The following is a 16,801-nucleotide window of genomic DNA, read 5'->3' on the forward strand; positions in this document are numbered from 1 at the left end:
GGTCGGCGGCCGCTTTACAGCGTTCTGGGGGCCGGCAACCGTCCGGTCGCGCCCTGCGCCCTTGCGGCGGGGTCGCGCCCCCCCCCGCGTGGGGGGGGGGGGGGCGGCCCCCGTCTTCTCCCGCTGCGCGGCCGGCCTGCCGTCCTACTGCCCCGCCGACCCTCTGCGCTGTTGCCCTGCCGACCTGTCGTCAGCCGGTCAGCGCGGCCTTCACCGCGGCGGCGACCCGGCCGCCCTCGGCCAGACCGTCGACCTTCGGCTTCACCAGCTTCATCACGGCGCCCATGCCCTGCGGCCCGGTCGCACCGCTCTCGGCGACGGCGGCGGTCACGATCGCCGCCAGCTCGTCGTCGGAGAGCTGCTTGGGCAGGTAGTCGGCCAGCACCTCGCCCTCGGCCCGCTCCCGGGTGGCCTGCTCGGTCCGGCCCGCGGTGTCGAACGCCTCGGCGGCCTCCCGGCGCTTCTTCGCCTCCCGGCCGATCACCTTCAGCACCTCGGCGTCCGAGAGCTCCCGCTTCGTCTTACCCGCCACCTCCTCGCTGGTGACCGCGGAAAGCGTGAGCCGGATGGTGGACGAGCGGAGCTCGTCCCGGACCCTGATGGCAGCCGTGAGGTCCTCCTGCAGCTGCGCCTTGAGCGTCGTCATGGCCCGAGTCTTTCACCTGCGGCGTTCAGCTGCCCGGCATTAAGCCGTGGGCCTCCGAACGAAGCCGGCCCCGTCGGCCCGCCCGCCCGCCGTCCTTCCGGTCCCCTTCCCCTCGGCCCCCATCCGCTCCCTTCCGCTCCGTTCCCTTCCCATCGCGCAGAGTAACCCTTTAAGGTGGTTACATGACCGATGAGCGAGCCCCGGGGCTGGTCCTGCACCCTCCTGGTGGAGGAACCGCCTTCCACTTCGACCCCGGCGCGCTCTGCCTGGAACTGCTCGCCACCGGCGCGCCGGCGCCGTACACGCGCTACGAGACGCTGCACCGCCCGGCGGACCTCGCCGGGTGGCTCCCGCAGTCCCGGCTGGGCCTGCCGTACGAGGCCGTCCGGATCAGCGACGAGCAGCTCGCGGGCATCCGCACCCTGCGGGACGCCCTCTGGAGGCTCGCCGCGACCCGTGCGGGCGGCGGCGCACCCGGGCTGCTCGACAGCGGCAGGAGCGCCGGGGCCGGCGGGACGGCCGACGACTACGCCGTGCTCAACCGGGCCGCCGCGCTGCCGCCGCTCGCCCCCCAGATCGCCCCGGACGGCACGCCCGCCCCGCCCCTGCCCGGCGACGGCGCCCAACTCGCCTCGACCGTCGCCCGCGACGCGATCGCACTGTTCACCGGCCCGTACGCGGAACGGGTCCGCGAGTGCGGCGCCCACAACTGCCACCTGCTCTTCGTCGACACCTCGCGGCCCGGGCGGCGGCGCTGGTGCTCGATGGAACGGTGCGGCAACCGGCACAAGGTCCGGGCACTGCGGGCCCGGCGCGAACAGGCCGAGTAGCCCCAGGAACGCCGGCCACCCGCGAACCCCGTCGGCGCTCCCGGCGCGTCCGGCACGTCCGGCGCATCCGGCATGCCCGAGTCCACCGGTGACGCACCCGGTCGGCCCAGCCGTCACACCGGCCGACGACTGGGCCGACCGGACGCACCACCGGTCGGCCCCCGCACGCCCACCGGCAGTTCACCCGCTGATCCGCCGTCTGAGACCATGGACCGATGCGACCGCTGTACTCCGTCCCCCTCGGAATCGCCGCCACCGGCGCCGCCTGCCTCGCCTACTCCGTTGGGTACGAGGTCCGTTCCTTCCGCCTCCGCCGGGTCGAGATTCCGGTCCTCCCCCGAGGCGCCCGCCCCATCCGGGTACTGCAGGTCTCCGACATCCACATGGTGAGCGGGCAGGGCAGGAAGCAGCGCTGGCTGCAGAGCCTCGCCGGACTCCGGCCCGACCTGGTGGTGAACACCGGCGACAACCTCTCCGACCCGCTCGGCGTCCCCGCCACCCTGGACGCGCTCGGGCCGCTGATGGAGTTCCCGGGCGTCTACGTCTTCGGATCCAACGACTACTACGGCCCGGCCCGCAAGAACCCGGCCCGCTACCTCCAGGCCCTGCGCAGCGGCGTCCACGGCATGAACAACCCCGACGGCACGGCCGGGCGCGGCGTCAACGGCGCCGTCCACAACCCCTGGGAGAAACTGCGCGACGGCTTCGACGCCGCCGGCTGGCTCGACCTCACCAACGCCCGGGGCCGGCTCACCGTCGGCGGACTCGACCTGGAGTTCACCGGCCTCGACGACCCGCACATCCGGCGCGACCGCTACAGCGCGGTCACCGGCGGCCCGTCGCCCGACGCCGACCTCTCGCTCGCCGTCGTCCACGCCCCCTACCTGCGTGTCCTCGACGCCTTCACCGCCGACCGCTACCCGCTGATCCTGGCCGGCCACACCCACGGCGGCCAGCTCTGCATCCCCTTCTACGGCGCCCTGGTCACCAACTGCGACCTCGACGCCAAGCGGGTCAAGGGCCTCTCCACCCACCAGGCCGGCGGCCGCCGCTCCTATCTGCACGTCTCGGCCGGCTGCGGCACCAACCGCTACACCCCCGTCCGCTTCGCCTGCCCCCCCGAAGCCACCCTCCTCACCCTCACCCCGGCCGCCCGCTGACCCGCCCGGACGCTCGCCGAGAATCGGATTTCGTCTCTCGGCAAGCGTCCGGTAGAGTTCTACTCGTCGCGAAGGAGACGGAGCGACAAACAGCAGGACCGGGGTGTGGCGCAGCTTGGTAGCGCGCTTCGTTCGGGACGAAGAGGCCGTGGGTTCAAATCCCGCCACCCCGACCCAGCAGTACCAGTCAGGCCCCATCGGAGAGATCCGACGGGGCCTGACTGGTTTCTGTGTGACTGGGCCTCAGGGGCCTGCTGGAACAGGTCGTGCATGACCGTCCCGCCCGACCGGGCCGGACCTGCGGCTCCTGGCGTCGCACCGGGCCGCCCCGTGCGTGACGGCTCAACCGTGCCAGGTACGGCTGTCGCGGGCCACGGCGAAGATCCGGTCCACCTGGTCGCTCCGAAGCCGGGGCGACCACCTGGACAGTTGCCGGTCCACGTGCGCTCCGTCCAACAGCAGAACCGGGGACTGCGCTGATCCGATCGTGATCGAGGCCGCCCCCACCACGGCGACCACCGGCTGGACCGGCACCGGGAACCCCGAGCGCGCCGAGAGCACTCGCGCGACCTTCGCCGATTCGCTCTGGCTCGCGGGCGCGTAGCGTGTGGCCGCACGGTTGACGGTGATCGCCCGGTCCCCCTGCCAGACGGTGGCGCCCCGGTGGTGCTTCGTGTTGATCGTGAAGACGCCCGGCGGGCCGATGACCAGATGGTCGATGTCGGTTCCGCTGGAGAACTGCACCGAGTGGAGCACCTTCCACCCGTCGGGAAGCCGGTCCAGCCGGCGGCCGACCAGACGCTCACCCCGCAGGCCGACTGCCCACGGGTGAGCCTGCGTCTGCTCCGAGCTGAGCCAGTAGGCAAGGCGTCGTTTGATCCAGCTCGGCTCGACCTCGTCGATCTTTCGGCGGATGGAGTCACCAGGAGCGTTCAGCGACAGGTCGAAGCCGGGTGCCGCGGGAGGCGCGACAGGAGGTGCGGACGGCACGGGCGGCGGCGGGGACGGCGGCACGGGCGGCGGCGGGGGCGGCTGAACCGGCGTCGGTTCGGCAACGCCGGGTGCCGTCGCCAGGTGAGCAGCCAACACGGTCTCGACAACGGCCCGTTGGCGCTCGTCCCGCACCACGGTCTCGCCGGTCTTGAAGTCGTACCAGCCGAGGGCCTTCTCGGCACCGCGCCGGTTCACGTACAACCTGTCGTGGCCGTGACGGCGCCAGCGTCCGACGGTGAACTCGTCCATCCCCACCCCCGAGACAGCGATCGTTCGACGATCCACCTCAGCACGGGGAAGGACGGCTGCCAAGAGGGCGTCGGGGACTGCCGGGTCGGTATTGCGCGGGCGGGAGCCCCGCCCGGTACGGTCCTGCCGGAGAGGTCCGGCAGGACCCTGTCGACGGTCCTCGCCGAGCGTCGGCTCAGGCTCGCTGCGGCGGGCCGGACCTGACAGAAAGTCGGGCCGGCGGCCGACGGGTGGCGGAACCGCAGGCTGACGTTCTCCTACGGCACGGCAGATCGGTTGTCGCGACCGTGCCAGGATCGGGCCGGACGGGGAGTAGCCTGGGCATCACCGAAGGCACTTCGCATGCCGGCACCGGATACTGGCGTCGTCTCCGGCGAACGGCCATGCCGGACTCGGCCTCCGGGTCGAGCCCGGAGACGGGTCCTTGATCATGACTGCGACCCTCGATCGCGCGACGACGTCCGCCGCCCCGGAACCCACCGCCCGGATCTCCCTCGCGCCCGTCGGCGCGCGGGCCGGCCGGTTGGACGGTGCCTGGTGGCCCCGCTCGCGTGATCTTCTTCGCGAACTCCCCTCCCTGGCCGCCGAGATCGACGAACGGTGGGGCCGGGTCACCCGGATCACCGTGAACCCGGCGCAGTGGCCCGTCGTCCCCCGGCGCATCCCGGTCGTCGGGCACACCGTGCACGCGGGTTGGTTCGGGCCCGAGCAGGACGAACACACGATCGCGGTGTGCTCGTACGCCCCACGTCGGCTGAACCTGCTGGTCGTCCCGCCGTCGACGGATGCCGCCGTCGCCGCGCGGCTGATGTCCGAGGCGGCCGGCCCCGCCCGTATGCGGACCGCGAGCGAGCTGCTCGCCGCCGAGGCGGACGGCGCTGCGGACGGGCCGGACGTCCGTTCCGACTTCCTGCCGTCGGCCGCCGCGCCGGGCGACGGCCCCGGCGAGGCCGGACGGCGTGCGGGCGTCGCCCGGAGCCGTGCCGCAGCCTGGCCGGCGACCGCCTAGCCCGCGGTCCCCCGACCGGCCGGGGCCGGGTGCGTCACTCGCGTGACCACTCGGTCTCGGCCCGGGGTTCGGCGGCGGGAACGGACCCGGGCTCGGCGTCGAGGTCGGGATCGAGCGCGTCCCAGAGGCGGACCCTGATCGCCCGGGGGCCGGGAGCGGGCCGGGAGAGCGTACGCACCAGCACGTCGCGTAGGTGGTTGGCGGCCCGCTGCGGCGGTCCGTCGTACTCCAAGGGGTTCGGCAGGGGGGCCTCGTCGTGCCGGGCCCAGCGGCCTTCGTCGTCCTGGGTGTCGAGCACCCACCGGTAGCGCGGCATCCTGGCCTCCTGTGACGACCGACCTGTTCCAGGACAGACCGTAAGCGCCGGACCGGGTGTCGGCGACCGGTGGGCCCTGCGGGGGGATGTCCGCTCAGAGGACTTCGCCCGGAGGGACGGACCCGATGCCGGCGGCGATCAGGATCTGCTGCGCCGAGTCGGTACCGCCCGCCAGGACGGCTTGTGCCATCGCGGCGTGGGCCGCCTCCAGGCTCGCCTGCGGGGGAACGACGAGCAGGCTGAAGTGATCGCGGTCGCCCCGGGTGATGATCACCGTGTCGTCGCCCACCGGGTGGCGGTCGATGTGCACCGACCGGCCGTCGACGACCAGCCGGGCCGGGACGTCGTCCCACGCGTCCGTGTCGAGACCGACGCTCGCCACGGGCCCGAGGTGCTCGGTCAGCGCGGCGACCAGTCCGGGCAGCTCGGCGCCGATGTCCCGCGAGCGGGGCCACCACGCGCCGTCGAGAGCCCCCTCGCGCGACCGGGTGGTCTCCAGCCGGAGCAGAACCGTCCCCGGCCTCGCCGACCGGTGGAACCCGTCCGGCAGCAGACCCGCGTACGGGGCACCGGGTTCGTCCGACATGGCTCGCCACCGATCTGCAGGGACAGGGCCCCTGGTGCTGTGGAGGGCGGTCCTTCGGTTGTGGCGGTTCGGACCGTCCCGCTGCTCCCACGGTACTCCGCGTCCCGTCGGGTGCCCGGCGGTCAGACCTCAGCGCCACTCGATCAGGAACAGGGTGGCGTCGTCGCTGGTCCGCCCGCCCCGCTTCTCCTTCAGGACGTGGGAGAGGGCGCGCACGACCGCGCGCACGCCGCCCGCCGACCGCTCCACCCGCTCGACCCAGTCGATGAGCTGCTCCTCCCCGAACTGCTCGCCGCCCACCTCGCGCTCCTCGACCAAGCCGTCAGTGAAGCACAGGACCCGGTCACCGTGCCGGAGCACCCGCTCGCTGATCACCGGCTCCTCGCCGCCGAACCCGACCGGCAGCGTGGTCGCGCTCTCCAGCCGCTCCACGACGACGTGGCCGCGGATCAGCAGCGGGGCGGGGTGGCCCGCGTTGACCCACTGCAGCTGGCCGGTCGCGATGTTCAGGCGCATCATCTGCGCGGTGACGAAGTGGTCGGGCCCGAACTGCTCGGCGATGGCCCGGTCCATGAACGCGTAGATCTCGGCCAGCCCGATGTCGGCGCGTCGGGCGTGCCGGTACGCACCGATGGCGACGGTCGCCATCGTGGCGGCGTCCAGTCCGTGGCCCATCGCGTCGATCGTGGCCACGTGCAGGATGTCGTCGTTGAGCGCGTAGTCGAAGCTGTCGCCGGCCACCTGGTAGGCGGGTTCGAGGATGCCGGCCACGGCGACCTGCGGAACGGTCATCGCCAACGGGGGCAGCAGGGACCACTGGATCTCGGCGGCCACGCTCATCGGTTCGAGGCGCCGGGCCTGGAAGATCCGGTCGGTGTAGCCGCTCTTGGCGATCAGCAGGTCCGCGGCCAGGCCGGCGAACCGGCGCAGGAGCCGTCGGTCGTCGTCGTCGACGGTGTCCAGGGTGAGGGCGAGGACCCCGACCTCGTCACCGCCGTCCAGCAGCGGTAGGTAGATCCTCACGCCGTCGGCCTGCGGCACCTCGACCGGCGCACCGCGCACGAAGGCCGTCCCCGCGTCGGACCCGACGATCGGCTCGCGCTCCCCGGTGACCAGGCCCCGGCCCGGCAGCGGCACGAGCACGAGCTGGCCGTAGTCCTGGAGGAGGACCGCCACGTCCCGGCCCCCGAAGCCGTGCAGTTCGTCGGCGATCAGCGGAGCGATCAGCCCGGGCGGCAGCTCACGGGCCAGGTCGAGCAGCCTTCCGAGCAAGCGCTCGCCGAACCCCTCCGACCGGTCCGGTCCCGCCGCGCCGGACTGCCGCTCACCGCTCATCTCCGATCATCTCCGCTCACCGCCGCTTCCCTCCCGGTCGCGTGGGCACCCGGCCGCGTCGCATCCGGCACGGTGCTTCGGCCGGCCCCGGCAGGGTGTGGTCATCGGACCGGTCCCTCCATTACGCCTGACGGCGGCGTCCTGCGCTCCCGGTCGTGTCCGGTCGCGTCCGGTCGTCTGCTCGTCTCCCGCCGGGCCGGAACGCGGGCCTCCGGGGTGGCGGAGGCGGGCGTCCCGCGGCACGGGGCGGTGCGGCGTGCCGGGACCGGGGCGCCGGGGCGGGATTCGAGGGCCCGTCTGCCGGAGCCGGCGGGCCCTCGAAGGCGCGCGGCGGGTGCCGGAGCCGATGCGCTGTGGGGCGGGGGCGACGGGGTCGGCCGGGACGGGACGTCGGTCAGTCGGTCGGGAGCGGGGCCACCGTGACGATGACCGAGCACGACGGCGCGCCGGTGCCCTGCTGCAGGATCACGCCCACGCGGTCCCGGCGGGCCGGGTCGCGCGGCAGCTGGGTCACCTCCACCATGCACGGCTCGTCCAGCTCGACGTAGCGCGTGAAGTCGCACTCCATCGCGACGGCCACCACCGGCGCCGGGTGGCTGAGCGCCTGGGCGGCCTGGCGGGCGGCGTCCAGCAGCAGGGAGCCGGGCGCGTGGTCGACCGGGTGGTCGAAGTGGACCGGGTGGTTGGTGTCGACCCGCAGCTGCCAGCGCCGGGCGCGGTCGGTCGCGGAGAGGGCCACCTCGCGCGGGAGGGCGCGGCCGGCCCGGGCGACCGGGATCGGCGGGGCCAGCCGGACGGCACGCGCCATCATCTCCCCGGCGTCGCCCCGACCGGCCCGCAGACGCCGGTAGATCGCCGGGGTCTGGACGGTGAAGCGGGTCTGCGCGGTCGCGATCGGCTCGCCGTCCCGGGTGACCACGTAGGCCAGGGTGAGGGCGACGACCCGGTTGCCGCGGCGGACGAGGTCCTGGCAGACGGCGTCCACCTGGACCTCGTCGTATCCGCGGCCCTGGCGGGCGGCGCGCTCGCTGCCGCGCTGCGCCGGTACCGCGTCGCGCGCGCCGGTCCGCAGGCCGCCGGGGATCAGCGCGTAGCTGAAGTGGTCCCAGATCAGGTGGTGTCCCAACGGAACCTCGAAGGCCGCGTGCGAGAGCAGCGGGAAGGTCTGGCGGACAGTCTCCACCAGGAGCATCGGGTCGTGGTGGCCGTGGCGGGCGGCGTAGGCCCGGTGGTCGCGCGGCCACCGGGCGGAGACGCGGTAGGAGTCCTCCGCGACCCGCTCCCACCCGGTCAGCAGCACCTCGTCGGCCGCCCGCTTGTGGACGTGCTCCTTGGGGACGTGCTCGTTGCGGACGGCGGTCGGGCCGGACCCGGGTGCGACGGGCTCCGCCGCGGGCGCGCCGCCGGTGACGGCGGCGGCTTCGGTGCTGGTCATGGTGGTGCTGTGGTCTGTGCGAAACATGGATGCACTCCCCCAGAGTGGCCACAGGCAGGTGAAAGTGGGCGCTCCGGTGTGTACGCCGAGCCCCCTGGCGAATAACATAGAGGTCGTTCTTTTTGTTTGTCGAGGAGTTTGGAGTTACTCGTGGCAAGAGCCAAGCAGGACCGAGCCGTACGCACCCGGGACACGATCCTGCGCGCCGCTGCCCAGATCTTCGACGAGTACGGCTTCAGCGGGTCCAGCGTCAGCAAGATCATCAACCAGGCGGGCACCACCCAGGGCGCGATGTACTTCCACTTCAAGTCCAAGGAGGACCTGGCCAAGGCGGTCATCGACGAGCAGGCGTCCGACCTCGACCTGCCCGGCCGGCCGGCCGGCCTGCGCCAGCTCATCGGACTCAACCTCTACCTCGCCGACGAGTTGCAGGAGAACGTGCTGCTGCGCGCCGGCGTCACCCTCGCCGTCGAGCAGGGGCAGCTCGGGCTGCGCGACTTCAGCCCGTACGAGATGTGGGCCGAGCAGTTCCGCGCCGAGCTGGAGGCCGCCCGGCGGACCGGCGAGCTGCTCGACGAGGTCGACGTCGAGGAGCTCGCCCAGGTGCTGGTCGCGGCGTACACCGGGTCGCAGGTCATGTCGCACCTGCGCACCGGCCGCGCCGACCTGCCGGAGCGGATCGTCCAGCTCTGGTGGTACCTGCTGCCGGGCATGGCGCCCGCGCCGGTGGTCGCGGAGCTGCGGGCGTACCTCACGGAGCACGGGCAGCGGGCATGAGACGGGCGTCGGGCCCGGGCACAGAAGCCGACAGCGACACTGACAGCGACACCGGCACCGGGCCGACCGTCCTGCTGACCGGGGCCGGCGGGTTCATCGGCTCCGCCGTGCTCGCGGCGCTGCGCGCGCTGCCGGGCCTCGGTGGGATCCGAGCGCTGACCCGGTCCGCCGCACCGGCCGGGACGGTCCGGGTCGCGGGGGACCTCGCCGACCCGGCGACGCTGCGCGGCGCGGCCGACGGCGCCGACGTCCTGGTCCACCTCGCCTCGCTGGTCGGCGGCTCCGAGGACGCCTGCACCGCCGTCAACGTGCACGGCACCCGGGCGCTGCTCGCGGAGGCCGGGCGGGCGGGCGTCGGCCGGATCGTCCACCTCTCCACCTCGGCGGTGTACGGCACCGGACCGCACCGGGGCATCGGCGTGGACGAAGTGGCGCCCGCCCCCGTCTCGGCCGCCAGCCGGACCAGGCTGACCGGGGAGCGGGCCGCGCTGGACGCGGGGGCCGTGGTGCTGCGCGCGCCCCTGGTCCTGGGCGCCGGCGACCGCTGGGTGGTGCCCTGCCTCGCCGACCTGCTGCGGCGGGTGCCCGCGCGCTGGGACGGCGGAGGGGCGCTGCTCTCGCTGGTCGCGGTGACCGACCTGGCCCGGCTGGTCGCCGCGCTGGCGCTCGCGCCGGAGCCGCTCCCGGTCCGGGCGCCCGGGGTCCACCACGCCGGACATCCCCGACCGGTCGGCATCGGGACGCTGTTGGCGGCGCTCGCCGACCACGGGGTGCTCCCGCCGGTACCCGCCGACGACTGGCCGTGGGACCGCTGCACGGCCGAACTCGGTCGGGTACCGGGGGCGTTCGGTGAGCGCCAGTTCGAGCTGATGGCCCGCCACCACTGGTACCGCAGCGAGGACGTCTGGCAGCTGGCCGCCGTCGATCCCGGGCCGGGACCGCTGGAACGGCTCGCCGCCGCCGCTCCCTGGTACCGCGCACACCTCGCGGCGCAGCCGCCCGCGGCTCCCGCCCCGGCTCGGCCGTCGACGGCTCCAACCGGTCCGGTACCGCAGGGATTTGCGAAGGAGATGCCAAAGCTGCGGGGGGATGCGGCGGAATCCGCGCGTATGCGGCGATCCGGGGCGTAGCGTCGAAACGTCAGCGGACCGGCACACACCGGTCACCCCGGTAACCCCGGCCGCCCCCGACCGCCCCGAAGGAGCCACGCCCACCCATGTGGTTCGTCAACCCTCACCCTCAGGCCGCTACCGCGGCGCCGGCCGGACCGGACACACGCCTCGGCCCCATCACCCGGGCGGGCGGTGGGCGATGAAGCAGGAACGGGCCCATCAGACCCACCGGGCACTGCTCCGGGCCGCCGCCGCGGAGTTCGACGAACACGGTTACGCGGGCACGTCGTTGGCCCGGGTCAGTCAGGCCGCCGGCGTCACCATGGGGGCGCTGACCTTCCACTTCCCGTCCAAGGCCGCCCTGGCGGACGCGGTCCGGGCCGACGCCGCCGCGCTCACCCGGGCCGCGGTGGACCCCGACCCGGGGCGGACCCCGCCGCGCGAGGAGGGCGTGGCGGAGCTGACCGACACGCTGACCCGGCTGCTCCAGGAGGAGCCGAGCGTCCGTGCCGCGGCCCGGTTGACCTGGGAGCAGCCCGAGTCGGCGGGCAACTGGCACGCTGGCTGGAGCCCCGACCTGCGCGACCGGCTGGCCCGGGAGCGGGCCGGCGCCGCTCGGCCGGCCGCGACGAAACCGGCCGCAGCGCAACCGGCCGCAACGCAACCGGCCGCAGCGGAGAGCGGAGACCTCGACGCGCTCGACTCCCTCGACCTGGAGACGCTGGCGCACTGTCTGGTCGTCGGCTCGGAGGCGCTGCGCCGCGGCGTCATCACCCTGGGCGGCGGGGCACCGGTCTCCGAGGAGGAGACCCGCCGACGGCTGCGACGGCTGTGGCGGCGTGCGCTGGCCGGGCCGCCGGCACCCGGCGGTCCCGCCTGACGCGTTTTCGACGGGTGCACCCGGCGACGGCCGCGTGCCCGACCGTGCCCGACCCCCCGCCCGTACCGGCTTCCTGACGCCGGTACGGGCGGTTCTGCGTGGGCGGGCACAACCGAGTCCGGGGGCCCGGGAGGGGCGCGGACTTGCCAAAACCGGACCACGGCCCGCCCGGGACTCAAAAACAAAGAGATCGTTCGCTATTCTTTTGGGGACGGCACCTCACGGCACCTCACGATCACGGGGAGCTCACATGGACGCGCAACCCCTCTCACCAGCCGGCGAAGCCGCGGTCTCCCGGTTCGCCGAGCAGGTCTTCGCCCACCTCGCCCGGATAGACCAGCGCCGCTGGGCCCGGGCCTACCTGCACGGACTGCTGGCCGCACCCGGCCGCAAGACGCTGTCGAACATGGCCGCGAGCCTGTCGACCGGGTCCACGGCGGCCACCGCCTCGCTCTCGCTCCAGCAGTTCATCAACGGCAGTCCCTGGGACTGGCGGCCGGCACGGCGCGTACTCGCCGGCCTCGCCACCGGGGACCGGCCGGTCCGCGCCTGGACCGCCACCCTGGCGGTCATCCCCAAGCGCGGCGACCAGGCGGTGGGCGTCCACCGCCGGTTCGTCCCCGAGGCCGGACGCACCATCAAGTGCCAGGCCGCACCCGGACTCTTCGTCGCCACCGACCGGGACGCCGTCCCGGTGGACTGGTCACTGCTGCTCGACTCGAACTGGACGGCCGATCCCGAGCGGCGCACCCGCGCCCGGATCCCGGAGACCGCCGCCCCGCGCCCCACCGGCGAACTGCTGGTCGAGATGGTCGCCCGGCTCACCGCCCGACGGCCGCCGGCCCCGCTCGTCGCCGACCTCACCGTGGTCGACGACCCGGTCCGGCTGGCCGCCGCGCTCGCCCACCGCTCCGTCCCGTACGTGCTGGAGGTCCGGCCCAACCAGGCCGTCCGACCGGTCCTCCAGGCCACCACCGGGCACCACGGGCGGGTGCAGCAGAGCACCATGCCGGCCGAGGCGCTGTTCCCCCGCAGGCGGGCACGGACGCCGGGAGCCCCGCAGCCGGTGCTGCGCGGTGCCCCCGTCCTGCTGCCCGGGCTGCCCCCCGGCCTGCCGGGCGGGCGCGGCGGACCGGTGCACCGGCTCTGGGCGCACGGCGGCGGATCCGGCGGGCCACGGCGGTACTGGCTCACCGACCTGGCCGAGGACGCCCCGGCGGTGCTCGCCCTGCTCGACACCGTGACGGTCACCCGGACCACCGTGGACCGGCTCGGGGCCGACTTCGGCCTGCTGGACTTCTCCGGCCGCTCCTACAGCGGCTGGCACCACCACATGACGCTGGTCTCGGCCGCGTACTCGCTCGGCCGCGACCTGGCGGCGTCGGCCGAGGAGACCGACGACCGCACCGACGACCGCACCGACGACCGCACCGGTGACGCGACCCTCGACCTGGTCGGCGCCCCCGTCGGCCGGCGGACGGGCGAGCGGCCCGGCACCCGGCTCGACACCCGGCTCGGCGAGCGCTCCGGCGGTCGGCCCGGCACCCGGATCGGCGAGCGGCTCGGCGCCCGGACCGGCGGCCCGGCCGTCGACGAGAACCTGCGGAATTCCGCGTAGCGGACCGCCCGGCACGACTTGCCGAACACGTTCGAACAGGATTGACCGGAATCGGCGGCACCGCCGAGAATTCAGTGACCGGCCGCCGGGAAATCACCCGGGAAACACCGGGGCCCATCGGCCGGAAATTCGAAGGAAGGAGGTGAGACACCATGGGTGCAGCAGCGACCGGAACCCCGCTCGAAGGAGTTCCGAATATCCTGGGCGACCACATCTTCTCGTCGTTCGACCGCGCCGACTACCGGATCAAGGCCGAGGAATACCTCCACGGCCTCCTCGGAACGGCCGGCCGGAAATCCATCAGCAACATCGCCCGGACGCTCGGCGACCCGGGGGCGGTCCAGCGGCTGCACCACTTCATCCGCAACTCCCCCTGGGCCTGGGCCCCCGTCCGGGAAGCGCTGGCGGCCCGGCTGGTCGAGGCGTGCGCCCCCCGCGCCTGGCTGGTCCGGTCGATGTTCATCCCGAAGTCCGGTACCCGCTCGGTCGGTGTCGGCCGGCGCTTCGTCCCCGAGCTGGGTCAGCTCGCCGGCGTCCAGCAGGCCGTCGGCCTCTGGTACCTGGCCCCGCGGCTCAACGCGCCGGTCGACTGGCAGCTCCAGCTGACGGACCCGCCCCACCGGGCCGTCACGCCGGGCGCCGAAACCCCGGCCGGGGACTCGCTGGAGCGGCAGGCCGCCCTGCTGGGGCCGCTCGCGGACCGCCTGCCGGCCACCGCCTCGGCCACCCTGATCTGGGACGGCTGCCCGGCCGAGCCGGGCGGGCTGTTCGCGACCGGCCGGGCGCTCGGCCTGCGGGTGGCCGTCCGGGTCGACCCGACGACCCGGCTCACCCCGGTCACGGCCCCCACCCGTGACCGCGGCCGGCCGCTCCCCGCGTACCAGCTGTTCGCCTCCGCCGGAGCCCGCAGGCTGGCCGGCACCTCGGGCCCGCCCGGGGTCGAGGCGCACGTCGTCCGGGTGGCCCTGCCGCCCACGGGGCCGGAGCTGCTGCTCTACGCGGAGTCCGGGGCGCGTCCCACCGCGTTCTCCGGATTCTGGCTGACCGATTCCGAACCGGACCGGGCTGCCGAATTCCCCCGCCTCTTCCGGCTCGCCGGCGACGTCGAGGAGGACCGCACGACCATCGGCGAACGCGTCGGCCTCCGCGATTTCGAAGGGCGCTCCTTCGAGGGCTGGCACCGGCACATGACGCTCGCCTCGGCGGCCTATGCCGCCGTCGCGCTCGGCCGCCGGCCCGAACACGCGGACCGTTCCTCCGAATAACCGGCCGTCCGGCCGCACAGGCCCCCGCACGTTCCGCCGGACGAATTCCGCAACCTCCCTCCCCTGCACCCGCACCGCAGCTCGTGAATTCACCCACGCCTTCACAAGGGAAAAGGACATGCTTGTCTTCGACAATTATCCGAGCGGCCTCACCTACAGCCAGTCCTCGAAGTCCTGGCGCGTTCGGGCGGTCAAGCCGGTCGAGTACGAGGTGCGCGTCTGCGACGACGTCTTCGACCCGGCGAGCACCGCCCTGGTCGAGAAGTCCGCCGGAGCCACGGGCGGCAACCGCCGGTTCGTGGTGATCGACGCGGAGGTCGACCGCCTGCACGGCGACCGCGTCCGCAGCTACTTCGAGCACCACGGCGTCGACTACTTCATGCAGGTGGTCCGCGCCGACGAGACCCTCAAGGAGTTCGAGACCGCCTCGGACATCGTGGTCGCGCTGGACTCCTTCGGCCTGGACCGCCGGCGCGAGCCGATCATCGTGATCGGCGGCGGCGTCCTGATGGACATCGTCTGCCTGGTGGCCAACCTCTACCGCCGGGGCACCCCGGTGGTACGTGTCCCCACCACGCTGATCGGTCTGGTCGACGCGGGTGTCGGGGTCAAGACCGGGGTCAACTTCAACGGCCACAAGAACCGCCTCGGCACCTACTTCGCCCCCGTGCTCACCCTGCTCGACCGCTCCTTCCTCGCCACCGTCGACCGCCGCCACATCGCCAACGGCATGGGCGAGATCCTCAAGATGGCGCTGATCAAGGACGCCCGGCTGTTCGAGCTGCTGGAGCAGCACGGCCCGTGGCTGGTCGAGCAGAAGTTCCAGGACGACGCCCGCCCCGGCGACCCGGCCGGTCAGGTGATCCGCCGCGCCATCCACGGCATGCTGGAGGAGCTCCAGCCCAACCTGTGGGAAGCCGAGCTGGAGCGGATCGTCGACTACGGCCACACCTTCTCCCCCACCCTGGAGATGCGGGCCCTGCCGGCCCTGCTGCACGGCGAGGCGGTCTCCGTCGACATGGCGCTCACCACCGTGCTCGCCTGGCGCCGCGGCCTGGTCGACCTGGAGCAGCGCGACCGGATCCTCGACGTCATGCGCTCGGTGGGGCTGCCCAGCTGGAACGACCTGCTCGACGCCGAGCTGCTCGACGTCGCGCTCCAGGACACCGTCCGGCACCGCGACGGCCAGCAGCGGCTCCCGCTGCCGGTCGGCATCGGTGACGCGATCTTCGTCAACGACGTGACCCGTGAGGAGCTCGCCACCGCGGTCGAGGACCTGCGCGAGCTCAACGCCCTCCGGGAGCTCAGCCGTGTCTGACGCAGCGGCGGCGGGATCGGCCACGGCCACGGCGACCAGGGCTAGGGCTAGGGCTACGGCCACGACCACGGCCACGGCAGCAACGCCCGCGCCCGGCCTGATCGTCGCGGACACCCGGGACGCCTCCGAGATCTACGGCGTGCACGGCGCCCCCGGCCTCACCTACTGGAAGGCCCTCGCCGGCCGGCAGCACCTGGAGGCCGAGGTCGAGGCGATCGAGGTCGCCCGGATCCCGCCCGGCGGGCTGAGCGGCGAACACCGCCACACCCGCACCGAGGAGATCTACTTCATCCTCCGCGGCCACGGCGAGTTCCTGGTCGACGGCGAACCGCGGCCGGCCCGCCCCGGGTCCCTGCTGCTCACCGGGATCGGCACCGTGCACGGCCTGCGCAACACCGGCGCCCCCGCAGGCGTCACCGACCCCGGCTACGGCAGCGCCCCCGAGGGGCACCTGGAGTGGCTGGTCATCGAGATGCCGTCCCCGGCCACGTCCGCCGTCCTGCACGGGCCGGCGCCCGACCCCACGACCACCCGTCCGAGCGAGAGGAAGACCGAGACCATGCGGCTGCACGACCTGCGGGAGGAGAGGGCGGTCGACCCGGCCGGCGTCTTCACCGGCCCGCTGCGCCTGGTGGAGATCCGGGAGCTGGCGGCCGGCAACTCCGCCGCGTACAGCTCGCACGCCGGCGAGCACACCGTCTTCGTGCTGACCGGCTCCGGCACCGCCACGGCCGGCTCCACGGAGGTGGAGATCGCGGCGGGCACGGCGGTGACCCTGCCGTTCGGGGTGGACGCGGTGATCACGGCCCACGAGGGAGGCCTGGAGTTCTTCCACGCCGAGCTCGCGGTACCGGGGCGGGCCGCGCGATGATCGTCAGCCGCGCGCTGCGCCCGGTGGACTGCGCTCCGGCCGCGACCGGGTCGCGGGAACGGACCTGGTCCTGCCTGGCCCGCCGGGGCATGCTGCACAGCGAGACCGAGACGGTCGACCTTTGGCGGCTGCCGCCCGGCGACACCCTGCTCCACGAGCCGCACGACGGGGTCGAGGAAGCCCTGTTCGTCGTCGCCGGCACCGGCACCGCCACCCACGGCCTCGACGAACTCCCCCTCACCGAGGGCACGTTGCTGCTCGCCCGGCACGAATCCGAGATCACCGTGACGGCCGGCCCGGACGGACTGCGGCTGCTGAGCACCCGCGTCCTGCCGCAGCGGCTCAGCGCCGCGCTGCCGCCCCGGATCCCCCAACTCGACTGAACCGCGCCATCACTGACA

General features: G+C 74.0%; 17 protein-coding genes and 1 tRNA gene. 12 read left to right on the plus strand and 6 right to left on the minus strand.

Annotation, left to right across the window (positions count from 1 at the left end; genetic code table 11):
* Positions 1-190: 190 nt before the first annotated feature.
* Entirely contained in the window at positions 191-646 is a 456-nt protein-coding gene (locus ACFWOG_RS22460; RefSeq protein WP_329874570.1) for a GatB/YqeY domain-containing protein, read from the minus strand.
* A gap of 182 nt (positions 647-828) precedes the next feature.
* Between ACFWOG_RS22460 and ACFWOG_RS22465 the strand changes: the two genes are divergently transcribed.
* The 3 genes from ACFWOG_RS22465 (at position 829) to ACFWOG_RS22475 (ending at position 2,809) form a co-directional block, all read left to right on the plus strand.
* The gene (locus ACFWOG_RS22465; RefSeq protein WP_329948059.1) at positions 829-1,476 is read left to right on the plus strand and encodes a CGNR zinc finger domain-containing protein; all 648 of its coding nucleotides are present in this window, start codon (positions 829-831) and stop codon (positions 1,474-1,476) included.
* A 215-nt stretch (positions 1,477-1,691) separates the two neighbouring features.
* Positions 1,692-2,636, plus strand: coding sequence for a metallophosphoesterase (locus ACFWOG_RS22470; protein WP_329874573.1), 945 nt, complete (start codon positions 1,692-1,694; stop codon positions 2,634-2,636).
* Positions 2,637-2,735: 99 nt separating this feature from the next.
* Positions 2,736-2,809, plus strand: a tRNA-Pro gene (locus ACFWOG_RS22475).
* 169 nt (positions 2,810-2,978) lie between these two features.
* Here ACFWOG_RS22475 and ACFWOG_RS22480 read toward each other — a convergent pair.
* Positions 2,979-3,941, minus strand: a complete 963-nt coding sequence (locus ACFWOG_RS22480; RefSeq protein ID WP_380360561.1) for a nuclease-related domain-containing protein — start codon at positions 3,939-3,941, stop codon at positions 2,979-2,981.
* A gap of 367 nt (positions 3,942-4,308) precedes the next feature.
* On the opposite strand from ACFWOG_RS22480, the gene ACFWOG_RS22485 reads away from it, so the two are divergent.
* Positions 4,309-4,887 (plus strand): DUF5994 family protein, encoded by a 579-nt coding sequence (locus tag ACFWOG_RS22485; RefSeq protein ID WP_329948061.1) that lies wholly within the window; start codon positions 4,309-4,311, stop codon positions 4,885-4,887.
* Positions 4,888-4,921: 34 nt separating this feature from the next.
* On the opposite strand, the gene ACFWOG_RS22490 is transcribed toward ACFWOG_RS22485, so the two are convergent.
* The 4 genes from ACFWOG_RS22490 to ACFWOG_RS22505 form a co-directional block, all read right to left on the minus strand.
* Complete coding sequence (locus ACFWOG_RS22490; protein WP_380360563.1) at positions 4,922-5,203, minus strand: hypothetical protein; 282 nt, start codon at positions 5,201-5,203, stop codon at positions 4,922-4,924.
* Between the two features lie 94 nt (positions 5,204-5,297).
* Positions 5,298-5,789 (minus strand): DUF5994 family protein, encoded by a 492-nt coding sequence (locus ACFWOG_RS22495; protein WP_329883868.1) that lies wholly within the window; start codon positions 5,787-5,789, stop codon positions 5,298-5,300.
* A 129-nt stretch (positions 5,790-5,918) separates the two neighbouring features.
* Positions 5,919-7,124, minus strand: a complete 1,206-nt coding sequence (locus tag ACFWOG_RS22500; protein ID WP_380360565.1) for a PP2C family protein-serine/threonine phosphatase — start codon at positions 7,122-7,124, stop codon at positions 5,919-5,921.
* Between the two features lie 394 nt (positions 7,125-7,518).
* Positions 7,519-8,559, minus strand: coding sequence for a ScbA/BarX family gamma-butyrolactone biosynthesis protein (locus ACFWOG_RS22505; protein ID WP_380360567.1), 1,041 nt, complete (start codon positions 8,557-8,559; stop codon positions 7,519-7,521).
* A 150-nt stretch (positions 8,560-8,709) separates the two neighbouring features.
* On the opposite strand from ACFWOG_RS22505, the gene ACFWOG_RS22510 reads away from it, so the two are divergent.
* The 8 genes from ACFWOG_RS22510 to ACFWOG_RS22545 all read left to right on the plus strand — a co-directional run bounded on the left by ACFWOG_RS22510 (position 8,710) and on the right by ACFWOG_RS22545 (position 16,783).
* A complete protein-coding gene (locus ACFWOG_RS22510; protein WP_329883865.1) occupies positions 8,710-9,336 on the plus strand; it encodes a ScbR family autoregulator-binding transcription factor in 627 nt (208 codons plus the stop codon).
* Positions 9,333-10,466 carry an NAD-dependent epimerase/dehydratase family protein gene (locus ACFWOG_RS22515; RefSeq protein WP_380360569.1) on the plus strand — a complete coding sequence of 378 codons (1,134 nt, stop codon included), beginning with the start codon at positions 9,333-9,335 and terminating at the stop codon, positions 10,464-10,466. The genes ACFWOG_RS22510 and ACFWOG_RS22515 overlap by 4 nt, the downstream gene beginning before the upstream one ends.
* Before the next feature lie 181 nt (positions 10,467-10,647).
* Complete coding sequence (locus ACFWOG_RS22520) at positions 10,648-11,328, plus strand: TetR family transcriptional regulator (protein ID WP_380360571.1); 681 nt, start codon at positions 10,648-10,650, stop codon at positions 11,326-11,328.
* 250 nt (positions 11,329-11,578) lie between these two features.
* Entirely contained in the window at positions 11,579-12,946 is a 1,368-nt protein-coding gene (locus ACFWOG_RS22525; protein WP_380360573.1) for a transposase, read from the plus strand.
* 152 nt (positions 12,947-13,098) lie between these two features.
* Positions 13,099-14,211, plus strand: coding sequence for a transposase (locus ACFWOG_RS22530; protein WP_380360575.1), 1,113 nt, complete (start codon positions 13,099-13,101; stop codon positions 14,209-14,211).
* Between the two features lie 118 nt (positions 14,212-14,329).
* Positions 14,330-15,529, plus strand: coding sequence for a sedoheptulose 7-phosphate cyclase (locus tag ACFWOG_RS22535; protein ID WP_329948069.1), 1,200 nt, complete (start codon positions 14,330-14,332; stop codon positions 15,527-15,529).
* Positions 15,522-16,400, plus strand: coding sequence for a cupin domain-containing protein (locus ACFWOG_RS22540; protein ID WP_380360578.1), 879 nt, complete (start codon positions 15,522-15,524; stop codon positions 16,398-16,400). Before ACFWOG_RS22535 ends, ACFWOG_RS22540 begins: the two co-directional genes overlap by 8 nt.
* Complete coding sequence (locus tag ACFWOG_RS22545; RefSeq protein WP_380360580.1) at positions 16,397-16,783, plus strand: hypothetical protein; 387 nt, start codon at positions 16,397-16,399, stop codon at positions 16,781-16,783. Before ACFWOG_RS22540 ends, ACFWOG_RS22545 begins: the two co-directional genes overlap by 4 nt.
* The last annotated feature ends 18 nt before the right edge of the window (positions 16,784-16,801 follow it).

The sequence above is a fragment of the Kitasatospora sp. NPDC058406 genome, assembly GCF_042722765.1.
In the GTDB taxonomy this organism is placed as follows: Bacteria; Actinomycetota; Actinomycetes; order Streptomycetales; family Streptomycetaceae; genus Kitasatospora.